The organism is Pontibacter mucosus (assembly GCF_003054055.1).
Classification (GTDB): Bacteria; Bacteroidota; Bacteroidia; order Cytophagales; family Hymenobacteraceae; genus Pontibacter; species Pontibacter mucosus.
Map to the genome: position 1 here is coordinate 62016 of NZ_QBKI01000015.1, position 15344 is coordinate 77359.

Genomic DNA, 15344 nt, shown 5'->3' on the forward strand with positions numbered 1-15344 from the left:
GGTTGACTGCAAGGCTACTTTTGTCTAGCCTTTTAAGTATGATAAGGAGATTTTGCCTTCCTGAAGAAAAGCATAACAGCCCGTTGGCTGCCTGGCATGCAGTGCTTTGTCACCAGTGCCGGGAGCAGCAGTCTGTACCCCTTGCTTTCAGAGGTTGCCCCAGTGGCCCAGCTGTGGCTGGCGCAGACCAATGCAGGCCAAGGACATGACCTACAGGCCAGGCTTTGGTAACAAAACTACCTTAAGGGGGATGATTGCCTTACCTGTCCGTTCAGCTATTTGGAGAAGCTGTTTCTCCTGAATTACAGCCTCACCACCATTCTCACCTGTTGGCTCCAAATTTTTATGCCTGCATGATAGTAGACAAAAGTCTAAAATGGGAGGAACTCAAAAACTGCCAATAGCTACAGAAACGTAAATAATGTGGAAGATATTAATGATGTAGGTAATACAATGTTCCTAGGCGTTCGCATTTAATTTCACAACGTTGCTCACAATCAAACGCCAACAAAAATAAGAGTTAGCCTGCAGTGAGTTACATCGAGCAATCGCTGCATTACACTTTTGCTGTTCTCTTTTGACGTGGGCCCGGCTGTCCAAGACCAGCGTGCAGTGGCAAGCGGCAGCATCTTGTTAGAGAGCAATGAATGCAAAGGGTACTACCCGCTATTCCCTTTTGATTCTAGAGATTCATGGCTCGTATGGAGCTGGCAAAGGCATCCACGCCACAACCTGTTCGGTAACTTCCTTTCCGTTCTGCTCGTGCAGCCCCCGTGAGGCATCCACATCCCCCACCTCAACACTTTTAGAACCATCCTCATATTTGACAGTCAGGATAATGGGCTTCCCGATTTCAGGAACTGCTCTTCGATTGGTATCCAATTCAAAGTATTACACCATTAAGCATGTATACCATAACTGATGCAGTTTCCATAACCATACCAATTTAGTTACAGTTACTACCTTTGGGTAAATACACAAACGTAAGCTCCCTGCTATGGTATACAAGGTACTAATGACTGCTGCCTTATGCTTTCTTACGTTGAGTGTTCATGCTCAGGCTGTGGATTCATCCTACGCTGAAACTCCTGTAAATAGTAAGATAAGCATTGAGGGAGCCGTGGACGTCTACTACGGCTATGACTTCTCAGAGCCGTTAGCCAGAGAGCGACTCTACACCACGCAGGCTTACCGGCACAATGAATTCAACCTGAACTGGGGTTATATACGGGCACGGTATGCCACAGACCGTGTAAGGGCTACCCTTGCCTTGCAGACAGGCACTTACGTTCGGGCGAACTATGCCGCTGAGCCTGACGAACTGACGAGGCTGAAAGCGCAGGCAAATGCTGGCGTGAAGCTTGGGGAGGGAATTTGGCTGGACATGGGCATCCTGCCCTCTCACATCGGCTATGAGTCCACCTTCTCTGGTGACAACGAGATTTACACCAGGGCGCTGATGGCAGAGAACTCCCCCTATTATGAGACAGGAGCGCAGTTAACTACTAAGGTGTCAGAAAAGCTGACGATGAAGTTCCTGGTTCTGAACGGCTGGCAAAACATAGCGGAAACGAATGATGCAAAATCGTTGGGCTTTGGTGTGACCTACAATCCCAACGGGAAGACAGAGTTAAGCTATAACAGCTACTATGGTAACGAGGCACCAGATGGGGGCGAAGCCAAGCGAAGGTACTTTCACAATGTATATGCCAGCTACGCAGTCTCCGAAAGCCTCTCGTTGGCAGGAAGTGTTGACTATGGGCGGCAGGAACTTTGGGGCAGCGATGAAAAAGGAAGCTGGTGGGCAGCTATGATTATCGGGAGATACCAACTTAGTAAAAGGATTGCCTTGGCCAGCAGGGTAGAGCATTACAATGACAGCAACCAGATAATTGTCTTGACCGACACTTCCAATGGTTTCCAGACATCCAGTGCATCGCTTAATTTTGATTATGTACCTGCCCCCAACTTTCTTGTTCGATTTGAGGCGCGTGGATATGACTCGAAGGATGATGTGTTTGTAGGAGAAGGGGGATACAGCGGAAGGAATGCTCTGTTGGTCACTTCTTTATCGTTTAAATTCTGAGAAGCAACATGTGGTCAAAACCTGATGAGGCTGAAGGTTAATGGAAAAGACTTGACGTTACTTGCCCCCGAAAAACCGGGCCGCTGTAAAGTAGAGGAAACGGCAACCGTAATTCCAGGCGCATGGAACAAGTTTTTTCTTTCCGGCTCAGAAATATCGTGTCTCGCCCGTCTGGAGAAGGTCCCTACCAGTTTTCGCATTGAAGCTTGCGTTTTAGAAGTATAAGCTCTTAACTACTGCTGCTCCGGGCAGACGGGGACTTAACCGAGAAAGCCAGGTATAGCACAACAAGTATGGCTAGTATGCCTGAAGCGGCAAAGGTGGCTGCGGGCCCGTACAGTTGCCAGAGCAGGCCGGCCAGGGCAGAAGCGCCCAGCGTGGCTATACTTTCAAAGGCGGTGTAGGTACCAATGGCAGTGGCAGTATCCTTAGGTGCGCAGATGTTGGTGAGCCAGGCTTTGGATACTCCCTCGGTGGCAGCTGCGAAAAGCCCGTAAACAAAGATAAGTGCCAGGTATACCTCCATTCGCTGCGCCAGCGCCATACCCAGGTAAACCGCCGCAAACAGGCCCAGGCCCGTTAGATATACCGGTTTTAATCCCCACTTATCGGCTGCGATGCCCATCGGGAAAGAGGAGAGGGCATACACCAGGTTGTAGAAGAGGTAAAGGCCGATAACGTGCGTATCGTCCATCCCTGCCTCTTTCATGCGGAGCAGCAGGAAGAAATCGCTGCTGTTGAACAGCGCAAACAGCAGCAGGCCCAACAGCAGGCGCCTGTAGGCAGCCGGACTTTCCCGCCAGTAACGCAGAAACTCCAGGAAGTTATACTTGCTGCCCCCAGTGCTGACTTTAGCAGGCCTGCGTTTTTCCCGTAGCAGGTATAGCAGCAGCACCGAAGCCAGTCCCGGCAAAAAAGCTAAGTAAAAGAGCAGCGTATACTGTCCTGGGTTCAGGTAGAGGTATAGCAAGGCAATGCCCGGCCCGATGCAGGCGCCCAGTGTATCCATGGCCCTGTGGAAGCCAAACACGCGCCCTTTGGTTTGGGGGGTTGCTTCGTCGGAGAGCAGTGCGTCGCGGGCACCGGTGCGCAGGCCCTTGCCAAAGCGGTCGAGGGTGCGGGCGCCAAACACCCAGAGCGGCAAGCTGGAGAGCGCCAGCAGGGGCTTGGACACAGCCGCCAGCAGGTAGCCCCACCGGATGAAGGGGAGTCGTCGTCCGGTACGGTCGGAGAGGCGACCGAAGTAGCCTTTGCTCAGACCGGCTGTAGCCTGCGCCATCCCCTCCAGCACACCTATGAGTAGAACCGAAAAGCCAATACTGCGCAGGTATACGGGCATGATGGGGTAGAGCATCTCGCTGGCAATGTCGGCAAAAAGGCTAACCAGTGCCAACACCCAGACCGTGCGGCTGAGGAGCTTTACTTTCACAGGATTAAACTTTGACCGAATACCATCAACATATAAGTTGTATCTACCAGAAGCCTCACTTCCGTTTCGAGCGTGATACCCCAAAGTCTCCGGCTTCCTTCGTTATACTTTATACTTTGGCCAGCCCCTTATACTTTGATCAATACGTTCATACCTGGATTTATACTTATACTTGAGGTGTAAGTAGCCGGCAAAGAACTGTCACTCAGGCTGAAGGGGCGAGACAAGGCACTCGACAATACGTCCCACCCCCCTGCGAATACCTGCCCTGGCCAAATCCTGCAACGCCAAGTTTTGGCACCACCAAATTCCGGCTACTGTTTGTGATACTTATACTTCCTGAAGTATGAATGGAGGGCGCTGTCTACTTCTCCCTGGCTTTCTCTTGAGCCCCTCATTTTACACCTCGATGCTATTGCCTAACTGCCTCAGGTACAGTTGATGATTCAACGAGGTGCATCCTTCAAAATCAGGAAAAAAGAAATGCAATTGAACACAACAGCAGCTGCAGCAGCAACGTTTATACCATACAACGCACCGCAGACTTTTCTTGATGAGGCACTAATCTCTACACCTTTATTTTTGAGTTGGCTTGTACCTTCCGGAGGGCTGGCTAACTATGCCAAAAACTAAATCGGTGTATATGAAACGTCTCCTTTCTCTCATTTTACTGTGGATCCTTCTCCCGCTCACTTTCATCGCCAAAGCGCAAACCAAACCGGACAAAACCACGTGGCAACACAGCTACGAAGCAGCCGCCAAACAGGCCACGTTGGAGCATAAGCCAATTTTAATGGTGTTTGCCGGCTCCGACTGGTGCAAGCCCTGCATCCTGCTGCGCAGGGAAGTATGGGATACCCCGGCGTTCCGGGACTATGCCCACAACCACTTTGTGCTGCTGGAGCTGGACTTTCCCCGGTTTAAGAAAAACATGCTCCCGGCGGAGCAGACCAAGTATAACGAGCAAATGGCCAGCCGCTATAACAAGGAAGGCGTTTTTCCGCTGGTGGTGCTGACAGACGAAAAGGGACAGGTGCTGGCAAAGACAGGTTACCAGCCTGGCGGACCGGAAAAGTACATTGCCCATCTCGAGCAGCTATTGCAACAAAAGTAACTGCACTGGCCCCTTTATTAAAGGTTATACTTCTATGGCAAAGTCAATCCATCTATCAATACTGCTGCTGTTGCTGGTGATCAGTGGCGTGCAGGCGCAGGACCTGAAGACGCAGAAGAAGGTGCTTTTACTCATGGGCACACGCTTTGAGCTGGTGGCGGTGTCGGAGGATGAGGCGCTGGCAAACGAGGCCATAGAGGCGGGGATAAGAGAAATACAGCGGATAGAGGCCCTCATCTCGGAATGGCAGCCCACCTCGCAAACCAGCGCCATCAACCGGAGCGCCGGGGGGATGCCCGTACCGGTGGACGAAGAGTTGTATGAGCTCATCCGCCGCAGCCTCCGCATTTCGGAACTGACGGGAGGAGCTTTTGACATCAGTTGGGCGGCGGCTGACAAAGTATGGAAGTTTGATGGCTCGATGAAGAAAATGCCCGCACCGGAAGCGGTGGCCAACTCTGTCCGTCACATAGGCTACAAAAAGATACAACTTATACCCGAAACGCACAGCGTGTACTTAACGGAAAAAGGGATGAAGATTGGCTTTGGGGCTATCGGGAAGGGTTATGCTGCCAACCGGGCACGTGACGTTATGCGGGGCATGGGCATTCGCAGCGGCGTCGTGAACGCAGCCGGCGACCTGATTACCTGGGGCAGGCAGGCAGACGGGCAACCTTGGTACATCGGTATTGCCGACCCCGCCAACAAGGACAAGGTGTTCTCCTGGCTCACGGCCAACGAAACCGCCGTGGTTACCTCGGGCAGCTATGAGAAATTTGCCGAGATCAACGGCAAACGCTACAGCCACACCATCGACCCCCGCACGGGCTACCCTGCTACCGGCCTGAAGAGTGTGACCATCATTTGCCCCGATGCGGAACTGGCCGATGCCCTGGCAACCGCGACTATGGTGCTAGGCCAAGAGGAGGGGCTATACCTGATCAACCAGCTCAAAGGGGTGGAGTGCCTCCTGATCACCGACAAGAATGAGATGGTAGCCTCCGACAACCTGCACCTGCATTACTACAAGGGCAAGCCGCAGGCTCCAAAAGCGGCTGCTGTGAAAACTTCTAAACTTTAACCGGTATGAAGATTATAAAAGCCATCATACTGTCAGGGATTACTTTTTTGCCGGGCCTGCTCAGCAGCTGTGAGGTCGTGAAGCCGTACCAGAAAACCTACCTCAACGAGGAGGAGATGAAGCTGAATGCCCGCAAGCTGGAGGTGTTCGAGACAAATTTTCAATCCTACCGGGAGGGTGCCTCCGGCGCGAACGGTGGTAAAGTAGGAGGGGGGTGCGGATGCAACTAAGGTATATCGGGCTGATGGTGGCCTGCACGCTGGCTACTTCGGCCGTAGCGCAAACTCCCGTAACCTCTGCACCGGCACGACGGGTTCGTAAGCTCGAAGACACCGAAGTCAATATCCTGGGCAGCTACTATAGCCAGGACGGCAACCACTCCCCGGTTACAGGAGGCGTGGGCACAGAGCAGCTGACCGATGTGTCACCGGTTGTGATTGTGAATGTTCCGCTGGATACGGTGACCAACCTGAACGTGAACTTCGGGATGGATTTTTACTCATCGGCCTCTACCGACAACATCGACTTTAACGTATCCTCCGCTTCCAAGTCGGATCTGCGCACGCACCTGAACGTGGGCATCAGTCGCCGAAACAGCCTTTCCCGCATCACCAAAAGCGTCACGCTGGGCGCCTCCACAGAGTATGATTACCAGTCCTTCTCCCTGGGGGCCACCTGGGCAAAGGAGTCGCTGGACGGGAACCGGGAGTTCAGCCTGAGTGGCATGGTCTTTTTTGATACCTGGAAACTTATATACCCGGAGGAGCTCCGTGGAAACGGGGACTTGGTGAGCAATGACAAGCGGCAATCCTATACCCTCTCGGCCACCTTATCGCAGGTGCTGAACCAGAAAATGCAGGCTTCCCTGTCAGCGGATATCGTGTACCAGTCCGGGTTGCTGTCCACGCCGTTCCACCGGGTATACTTCCGGGAGCAGGAGTTGCCACGGGTAGAGCAATTGCCGGACCAGCGCTTCAAATACCCGGTGGGGCTGCGGCTAAACTACTATGTGAACGATTACCTGACCACCCGTTTCTTTTATCGTTTCTACAGCGACAGCTGGGGGCTAACGGCTAACACCGTGGAACTGGAGACACCCATCAAGCTCGGGCCGTTTTTCTCTTTCTATCCCTTTTACCGCTTCCATAATCAGAGCGCGGCCGATTACTTTGCCCCCTTCAAAGAGCACAGCCCGAGCCAGGAATTCTATACTTCCGACTACGACCTGTCCGGGTTGAGTAGCCACAAGGCTGGTCTGGGTATTCGCTATTCCCCTTTAACTGGTATAGGCAGGTTTGGACTGCCCTTCTCGAAGAACAGGGCGCATTTCAAAGGCATAGAAGTACGCTTCGGAAATTACTGGCGCAGCGATGGGCTCAGGGCCTTTATCATCAGCACGGATTTGAATTTCACGCTTCCTGGGAAATAGGTGCTTTTATGACATCAGCGTATAGCCTCAATAAGCTCCACAACACAGGCTTCCTGTTGGTTTTATACTTCTTACTTGCCTCTGTCAAGCTACAGGCGCAGGTATTGCCCCCGCAGCCAGACACCGCTGCCGCTTTTTCAAATGTAGGTATGGGGTTGCCCGGCGCAGCGGCTGTGGTAGCCAGAAGAAGGACGGTGCTTTCGCCTGTAGCCAAAGGAGCTGCCGTGTTGGTGGCGGGAGCGGGAATCTGGGCGGCGACTTTTGCCTGGGGCGATGAACCTGTGCAGCAGTACACCCAAAGCCATCGCACGCTAACGTCTGATGCGTTGTCTTCTGTTGTACAGCCATTGGGAAAACAGGGGTACATGGCGCCACTTGCCGGCGCTGCCTTTGCGGGCGGAGTGCTATTAAAGGATGAAAAGCTGCAGAAAGCCGAACTGCTATCACTGGGAAGTATACTCATCAGCGCAGGCGTGACCGGCACCCTCAAAAACCAGTTTCACCGCTACAGACCCAGCGACACAGCAGAAAACCACTATTTTGATGGGCCACATGCATCAGTACATACTTCGCTTCCCTCTGCGCACACAGCCACAGCATTTGCCGTGGCCACCTCTGTGGCGACCGTATACGGTCCTGAACATAGGTACGTACCGCCTCTAGCTTACGGGATTGCTACCTTAGTGGGGTTATCCCGCATCCACGACAATGCCCACTGGACGACAGACGTGATGGCGGGTGCCGTGGTAGGCTATTTGTCGGCGAAAGGAGCAAATTACCTCTACGACATGGCCAATCAGCAGTGGCGGATACGCAAGCAGCGGCGCTTGCTCATCACTCCTCAACCAGGTTTACGATCAGGAGGCGTGAGCGCTACGCTTGTTTTTTAGCCGCTACAGCTTTCTTGTTTGCGTGCTGCTTGTACTTGCTTACATAAAAATGCTCAATCCAGCATCCGGACGCCCTTCGCCTTGGCATGTCGCAGGATTGCCAGGCATGCTAGTCAGCCAAGCTGTACTACAGTTGCGGCCATACGCGAACGGGCGAGCTACCTTGATAAGAAAATCAAAAGAATGAACCTCACGGCATTAGATTGAGCATATGCGTAAGTGATAGTAAAAACAGAGTCAGCAGTTCTCGCGCTTATGAGGCTGGGAATACCCATCTGCTGAAGAATAGTTTAACTCTCCATTCTCATGCCTGAAGTCAAAACGCCGGAGCACCGCATACACATCCAGGGGTTGAGCACAGCCCAGGTACTCGCGTCAAGGGAGAAGTATGGCCTGAACCGGTTGGAGGAGCGAAAGGAAAATGCGCTGTGGGCGGCCATCAAGCGAATAGCTGAGGAGCCGATGGTGGTCTTGCTGCTGGTGGCTTCCCTGATTTACTGGGTAAGTGGCGACATAGGCAACAGTATATTTTTGGCCGTGGCCATTTTGATGGTAGCGGCCATATCCCTGTACCAGGACTCCAGGAGCCGCAACGCGCTGGAAAAGCTGCGTAGCTTCACGCAGCCAAACTGCAAGGTAATCCGCAACGGGATGGTGGAGGAAATCAAAAGCGAAGAGGTGGTGATAGGCGACAGCCTGATGGTAGAGGAGGGGAGCCTGATAGCGGCTGATGGCAGTATCGTGCAGGCGAACGATTTTTCGGTGAACGAGTCGATCCTGACCGGCGAGTCGCTGGCTGTGTTCAAGGACCAGCACCGGGACGACCATTTCGTTTACCAGGGTACCACCGTAGCCAGCGGCTTGGCCATTGTCACGGTAACTGCCATTGGCAACGACACAAAACTGGGCAGGATTGGCAAGAGCATGGAAAGTATAGCCGAGGAGGCCACGCCCCTGGAACTGCAGATCAATAGCTTTGTCCGGAAAATGGTGTTGCTGGGGGCCGTGGTGCTGGTTATCGTATGGGCGATAAATTTCTTCCATACTTATAGTATGCTCGACAGCCTGCTCAAGTCCTTAACCCTGGCCATGAGTATCCTGCCGGAAGAGATCCCGGTAGCCTTCACCACCTTTATGGCCCTGGGCGCCTGGCGCCTGATGCGGCTCGGGATTGTGGTAAAGCAAATGAAGACGGTGGAGACCCTGGGCAGCGCCACTGTTATCTGTACCGATAAGACCGGTACCATCACCGAGAACCGGATGCACCTCGACCGGGTCTTTGCGCTTGCCTCCCACCGGCTTTCCCGTCTGCACGAGGAACTGGACGAAAATGAGAAAGAGCTTATCCGTGTAGCTATGTGGGCCAGCGAGCCGATTCCGTTCGATCCCATGGAGCTGTCGCTGCACGAGGTCTACAAGAAACTGGCTGCGGCGGATGAAAGGCCCTGGTTCAGGATGGTGCACGAATACCCGCTGGGAGGGAAGCCCCCAATGATGACCCATGTCTTCGAAGACAACCAGGGCAGGCGCGTGGTGGCATCGAAGGGCGCGCCGGAGGCTTATCTTGCCTTGGAGGGCCTTTCGGCGAATGAGAAGGGCGAAGTGGAGCGCGTGATGCATGAACTGGCAGGAGAGGGCTACCGCGTGCTGGGCGTGGCGGAGGCGACCTGGGAAGGGAGCAAGTTCCCGGGCACACAACAGGAGCTGCCGTTTGCCTTCAAAGGCCTTGTTGCATTTTATGACCCGCCCAAACAGGGCATACAGGAAGTGTTCGAAGCCTTTTACGCGGCAGGGATAGAAGTGAAGATCGTTACCGGGGACAATGCCGCCACTACCGCCGCCATTGCCCGTCAGGTTGGCTTCCGGGGCTACGACAAAAGTATGTCAGGAGAAGAACTGGTTACAATACCCGAAGCAGAGTTGCCTGGTCGGGTCGTGGGCACCCGAATTTTTACGCGGATGTTCCCGGAGGCCAAGCTTCGCATCATCAACGCCCTGAAGGCAAAAGAGCAGGTAGTGGCCATGACAGGGGATGGTGTGAACGACGGACCGGCCCTGAAGGCCGCCCACATCGGCATTGCCATGGGCCGGAAAGGGTCCGAGATAGCCAAGCAGGCGGCTTCGCTCATTCTGCTGGAAGATGATCTGGGTAAGATGGTGGACGCCGTGGCCATGGGTAGAAAGATCTATGCCAACCTCAAGAAAGCTATTCAGTACATTATCTCCATCCACATCCCGATCATCCTGACAGTGTTCATCCCCCTGGTGCTGGGCTGGAAGTTCCCCAATATATTCTCTCCGGCGCACATCATCTATTTTGAGCTGATCATGGGGCCTACCTGCTCCATCATCTACGAGAATGAGCCGATCGAGAAAAACATCATGGAGCAGCGGCCCCGCAAATTTTCGCAGACGTTTTTCAACTGGCGGGAGCTAACCACCAGCATCGTACAGGGCCTGGTAATCACTGCAGGCTCTTTGTCGATATACCAATTTGCCGTGCAGCAAGGGTATAACGATGCCCTGACCCGCACCATGGTCTTTACCGTGCTGATCTCGGCTAATATTTTTCTGACCCTGGTCAACCGTTCCTTCTACTATTCGGTGCTCACCACCATAAAGTATAAAAACAATCTCGTGCTGCTGATTATTAGCGTGACCACTGTGTTGTCGGGCCTGCTGCTTTATGCAGAACCTTTAGCCCATTTCTTTGGATTTGTTCCCTTAACGGCAGCACAGTTGCTGCTGGCTATAGCCGCTGGGTTTGTTTCGGTGATATGGTATGAGGCTGTAAAGTGGATGAAAAGGCAAAACAACAAGGCCCAGGAAGAATGACTAAATGAATCCTGCCTCACTCACGCTATACTGGTAGGCGTACCAAATCAATTATTTTTTCTCCATCTTTATGGGCAAATTCGGATACCAGAAATTAAAATGAGTCCGGGTAACAGAATCCCTTGTAAATACTTTTTGGCAAGTAAGTGTATAGCGTCTGTGCATCTTGTAGCGACCCGGCCTACTCTTTTACCTTCCTCAGTTTGGTTTATTCCATCACATAATCGGCTGAAAAGGATTTGGGGTAGACTATCCATCTTTTGAGCATCGATTTCCAGAATCCGCTACCAGGCATAAGGCAACCATAGGTAGTATAGAAGCAAAGGCTTTTCACCATCACAGAACCTAAACTTAGGTATGTTTTGGAGATATGTGACACTTTATACCTGCTGGCTAACGCTGAGACGTATATGGTAAGTACTACGGAAGAGATGGGGGCACCGGGCTCTGGCTATGCAATGGTATAATTAATGCATGCATGTCAAGGGGCCTAAAGCACTAACGGGGAAGGGAACCCTTTTCTGGGTTTTTGGGGCCAGACTTTGGGGTAGGGAGCTAATGCCGGGCAGTAGCTTGGAGGCAGGAGTAGGGTTGCCTGCAGAACAATTTCATAGCTCCATGTATCTATCCTTCTTCTATATCGTTATATGTCTATGTTTTTAAAATGATCCAAATATTTAGGGGCGTCTGCCGAGGCCCTGTTATCAAAATGCACTTTCTCATCGTAATGCCCAATTGTTAAAGCCGAAGGCATGTTTATAGAAAAGATCGAAAGAACACTACTCCTGTTGCTGCTCTGCTGCGGCTTGCTGCTAAGCGGCTGCTTTAAAAAGCAAAACGGGGCAGAGGAAAAAGAACCGGAAACACCTGCCACACAAGTAGAGGGCAGGGGAGCCGGCACACCTGCCCCAACGGCTGCAGCCGCCACCCCCGAAAAAGTAGACGTGAATGTATACCTGGAAATCTCCAACGGTATGAAAGGTTTTATGCCAACCGCCGCCGCCGGGAAGGAGGCCACCACGTTCCAGAACAACCTGCTGCAGCTTATCTCGGAGGTGCAGGACGGGCGCTATGTGGGGGAGAAAGGCTTTTACCTGGCCAAGGAGGATGCCCAAAGCCGTCCGGTGCTCGACAGCGTGTCGTACAATACCATGAAAAGCACCATCGTTAGTGGTATTAAGGATGATGTGCGCGGCACGCCGCTTCCGGCGATGCTAAAAGCGGCTTTGCAGAAATCCATCGACCAAGGGGCAGTTAGTGTGATCATTTCTGATTTTATACATGGGCCCAGCGATCAGGGGCAGTTTATCTCCCTGGATGCCGACATCCGCAGCAGCCTGCGCGAAGCCGAGCACAGGGATTTGGCCATCGCCATACTTGCCAATGCGTCGGAGTTTTTAGGTACTTACCACCCGGCCGTAAAAAAGCCGCAGGTAAGGAGAAGCCTGAATGGAGAGGAGATACCCTACTATACATGGGTGATTGGGCCACAGGAGCAGGTGCAGGTTGTAACTAACAGGGTGCTGCGCAACCTGCCGGCGCAGCAGGCATACTTTGGCTTTGAGTATGAAAACATACCCTACACGGCGCTCCTGAAAGAGAAGCAGTTCCGGCCTGCCGGCGTAGTATACTGTAGCAGCCGCAATGCCGATCCTTGTACTTCTGTCAACCTTCAGCCTGAAAAGCAAGAACCGGTGGAGTTTACCATAGGGCTGGACCTGAGCCAACTGCCGCTGTCGATGCAAAGTATAGATTACCTGAAAAAGAACCTGAAAGTGACCGGCACGGGCAGCAGGGCAAGTATGGTGTCGGTTACGGCAGCCGACGAAAGTATAAAAGCCACGCCGGACCTGGCCAGGTATAACCACTTTGTGCGGGTGCGGGTGCCAGAGCTAACGGCAAGCTCCGGAACGATAGCCGTGCAACTGCCGCAGGTAACGCCAACCTGGATTACTTCCTGGTCTACCGACAACGACAACAACCCGGCGGCGGACCCGAAAAAGACTTACCAGCTTACTAAAATAATTGATGGCGTTCAGGCGCTGTACCGCGACCAGAGCGATCTCGTATTCAGTGCAACCATACAGTTTAACAAAGCAGACTAACGCGCATGATTCAACGTTTTTTTTCCGGACTCTACGAAATGGTGCTGGGGCGCCCTATCCCGGCCAACTTCACCAACGACTACCGCGAGGTGGTGTTCCCCAATACCGGCCTGATGCTGTTCATCATCACTCTAGGCATCGTTATACTTTATTACTATGTGCTGAACCGCGCCATGAGCACCGGCCTGTATAAAACGCAGCACTGGGTAATGTTCCTGCTACTGAACGCGATCATTGCTTTTATTATCCCGATCACGCAGGTAACCGGCAACGAGATCGAGACGCACTCTTATACTTACATGTTCGCTTTCGTGAACGTGGTATACAGTCTCATCCTTTTCTTCGTTTTCTCTTTACTACTCAAGAGGGGCTCCGTGCAGGCATGGACCACTCCTATGAAATGGCCTAACAAAAAATAACTATGGCAAAACTTTTTGTATTCGGAATTGGTGGCACCGGCTCCCGCGTGATCCGCTCGCTGGTCATGCTCATGGCGGCAGGTGTCAAGATTCAGAACTGTGATAAAATCGTACCCATCATCATCGACCCCGACACGCAGAACGGCGACATGAACCGCACCGTGGAACTGCTTAAAACCTACAAGCACATCCACGACGCCCTGGGCCGCCGCGACGAGGGGTTCTTCCATACCGACATCAGTACCCTGTCAAGTATAGCCGGAGATGGCACAGCCAAGATCCGTGACAGTTTTGTGTATGATTTCGGTGGGATAAACAAGCCGTTTAAAGATCATGTAGGCTACAACCAACTGGATGTGGAAAGCCAGGCGCTGATCGATTTGCTGTTTACGCCCGAGAACCTGAATAACAGCCTGGACGTGGGTTTCCGCGGCAGCCCGAATGTAGGTAGTGTGGTGCTGAACGAGATCATCGACTCGCCCGAAATGCGCTTTTTCGCCTCCAACTTCCAGCCCGGCGACCGCATCTTCTTTGTGAGCTCGATCTTTGGCGGAACAGGTGCCGCCGGCTTCCCGCTGCTGCTCAAGAATTTCAAGGACTCGCGTACCGGTTTGCCCAACGCAGCCAGCCTGAACACGGCGCTGACAGGCGCGATGGTGGTGCTGCCATACTTTTCCCTGGAGCAACCAGCCGCCGGCGTAGAGGCTGATTTTATCGATTCCAACACCTTCACCACGAAGGCCAAGGACGCGCTTTCCTACTACCAGAACCACCTGAATGGCGTGAATGCCGTGTACTACATGGGCGACACGCCGGACAAACCGATGGAGAACAACCCGGGCCGTGCCAGCCAGAAGAACGACGCCCACCTGATAGAACTGTTGAGCGCGTTGGCCATTGTGGACTTCATGGATTACTCGGATAATGAGCTTTCCGGAAACGAAGTATACCACGAGTATGGCCTGCGCGAAGATGTAAGCCAGGTACAGTTCCAGCACCTGGACAGCGAAACCCGCGACCGCATTGCCAAGCAGCTGATCCGCTTCCATTACTTTGAGCGCTACTACACCACGCACCTGCCGGGCGACGCGCAGGCAGCTTATGCCAAAGGCGTAGACCTGACGAGCGCCGTCCGCAACGAGCCGGTGTTTAAGGAACTGAACAAATTCCTGACGAACCCCGAGTTTGGGTACCAGGCCTGGCTGCGCGAGCTGAGCCGAAAGGAGCGCACCTTTGCTGCCCTCAACCTGAACGAAACGGACTTCAACCGCATGGTATCTGACAAGCAGATAGAGACGGGTTTCCTGAACAAAGGCATCCACCAGGGGGCTTTTGTAAAAGAGCTCAACCGTGCCTCCGAATCCATTTCAGACCGGGATGCTTTCAAAGCCACCATCAAAGCGTTTGAGGCCGCCACCGACAGGCTGGTGGAGGAGAAGCTGAAGTATAGCTAGGCCCCTGGCCCCCTCCAAAAAACAGGAGCGGAGTATAATAAGCTGGAATAGAGTTAGTGTTTCTCTTTGTCATCCTGAAAGGATCTTGTGGGAAGTGAGTATAGACTTTAACTATGAAAAGTCACAACTACTTTGTGTATATCATTACCAACCCGAGAAAAACAGTGCTATATACAGGTATGACGAATGATTTGCAGGTCAGAGTAGAACAACACAAAGCTAACCGCGGTAAACCGGAAACTTTTGCCGGACGCTATTATTGTTACAAGCTACTGTACTTTGAACGTTCTACTTATGTACAACATGCTATAGAGCGTGAGAAAGAGACAAAGCTTATGAGTAGAGAAGATAAGCTACAACTGATAAGGAAGGAAAATCCTATGCTGATGTTTCTGGATGTATAGGAGTAGAGAGGCTTACTGGTTCTTGCCCACAAGATCCTTTCAGGATGACAGATGTGGTAGGAATTACAGCATAAACACACTTAAACTATAAAAGCAGT

14 protein-coding genes are annotated in these 15344 nt (G+C 52.5%); 12 read left to right on the plus strand and 2 right to left on the minus strand.

Going from position 1 to position 15344, the window contains the following annotated elements; translation table 11 throughout:
* Positions 1-690: 690 nt before the first annotated feature.
* Positions 691-882 carry a hypothetical protein gene (locus tag C8N40_RS21470; protein WP_108213865.1) on the minus strand — a complete coding sequence of 64 codons (192 nt, stop codon included), beginning with the start codon at positions 880-882 and terminating at the stop codon, positions 691-693.
* 181 nt (positions 883-1063) lie between these two features.
* Between C8N40_RS21470 and C8N40_RS21475 the strand changes: the two genes are divergently transcribed.
* Positions 1064-2086, plus strand: a complete 1023-nt coding sequence (locus tag C8N40_RS21475) for a porin (protein ID WP_170114179.1) — start codon at positions 1064-1066, stop codon at positions 2084-2086.
* A 229-nt stretch (positions 2087-2315) separates the two neighbouring features.
* Here the strand turns inward: C8N40_RS21475 and C8N40_RS21485 are convergent, their stop codons facing one another.
* Positions 2316-3515: an MFS transporter gene (locus tag C8N40_RS21485; protein ID WP_245905220.1), complete on the minus strand. Its 1200-nt coding sequence runs from the start codon at positions 3513-3515 to the stop codon at positions 2316-2318.
* 11 nt (positions 3516-3526) lie between these two features.
* Here C8N40_RS21485 and C8N40_RS22875 point away from each other — a divergent pair, with 11 nt between their 5' ends.
* The 11 genes from C8N40_RS22875 to C8N40_RS21535 all read left to right on the plus strand — a co-directional run bounded on the left by C8N40_RS22875 (position 3527) and on the right by C8N40_RS21535 (position 15246).
* The gene (locus C8N40_RS22875; RefSeq protein ID WP_170114180.1) at positions 3527-3691 is read left to right on the plus strand and encodes a hypothetical protein; all 165 of its coding nucleotides are present in this window, start codon (positions 3527-3529) and stop codon (positions 3689-3691) included.
* Between the two features lie 467 nt (positions 3692-4158).
* Entirely contained in the window at positions 4159-4629 is a 471-nt protein-coding gene (locus C8N40_RS21490; protein ID WP_108213868.1) for a thioredoxin family protein, read from the plus strand.
* Positions 4630-4663: 34 nt separating this feature from the next.
* Complete coding sequence (locus C8N40_RS21495; protein WP_108213869.1) at positions 4664-5710, plus strand: FAD:protein FMN transferase; 1047 nt, start codon at positions 4664-4666, stop codon at positions 5708-5710.
* A 5-nt stretch (positions 5711-5715) separates the two neighbouring features.
* Positions 5716-5940, plus strand: a complete 225-nt coding sequence (locus tag C8N40_RS21500) for a DUF4266 domain-containing protein (RefSeq protein ID WP_108213870.1) — start codon at positions 5716-5718, stop codon at positions 5938-5940.
* Positions 5931-7139 (plus strand): DUF3570 domain-containing protein, encoded by a 1209-nt coding sequence (locus tag C8N40_RS21505; RefSeq protein WP_108213871.1) that lies wholly within the window; start codon positions 5931-5933, stop codon positions 7137-7139. The genes C8N40_RS21500 and C8N40_RS21505 overlap by 10 nt, the downstream gene beginning before the upstream one ends.
* Positions 7140-7147: 8 nt before the next feature.
* On the plus strand, positions 7148-8029 hold the full coding sequence (locus tag C8N40_RS21510) for a phosphatase PAP2 family protein (protein ID WP_108213872.1): 882 nt from the start codon (positions 7148-7150) through the stop codon (positions 8027-8029).
* A gap of 306 nt (positions 8030-8335) precedes the next feature.
* Positions 8336-10864, plus strand: a complete 2529-nt coding sequence (locus C8N40_RS21515) for a cation-translocating P-type ATPase (RefSeq protein ID WP_108213873.1) — start codon at positions 8336-8338, stop codon at positions 10862-10864.
* A gap of 752 nt (positions 10865-11616) precedes the next feature.
* Complete coding sequence (locus C8N40_RS21520; RefSeq protein ID WP_108213874.1) at positions 11617-12969, plus strand: hypothetical protein; 1353 nt, start codon at positions 11617-11619, stop codon at positions 12967-12969.
* A gap of 5 nt (positions 12970-12974) precedes the next feature.
* On the plus strand, positions 12975-13388 hold the full coding sequence (locus C8N40_RS21525) for a hypothetical protein (protein WP_108213875.1): 414 nt from the start codon (positions 12975-12977) through the stop codon (positions 13386-13388).
* A gap of 2 nt (positions 13389-13390) precedes the next feature.
* Entirely contained in the window at positions 13391-14842 is a 1452-nt protein-coding gene (locus C8N40_RS21530) for a hypothetical protein (RefSeq protein ID WP_108213876.1), read from the plus strand.
* Between the two features lie 113 nt (positions 14843-14955).
* Positions 14956-15246 (plus strand): GIY-YIG nuclease family protein, encoded by a 291-nt coding sequence (locus tag C8N40_RS21535; protein ID WP_108213877.1) that lies wholly within the window; start codon positions 14956-14958, stop codon positions 15244-15246.
* Positions 15247-15344: the final 98 nt, after the last annotated feature.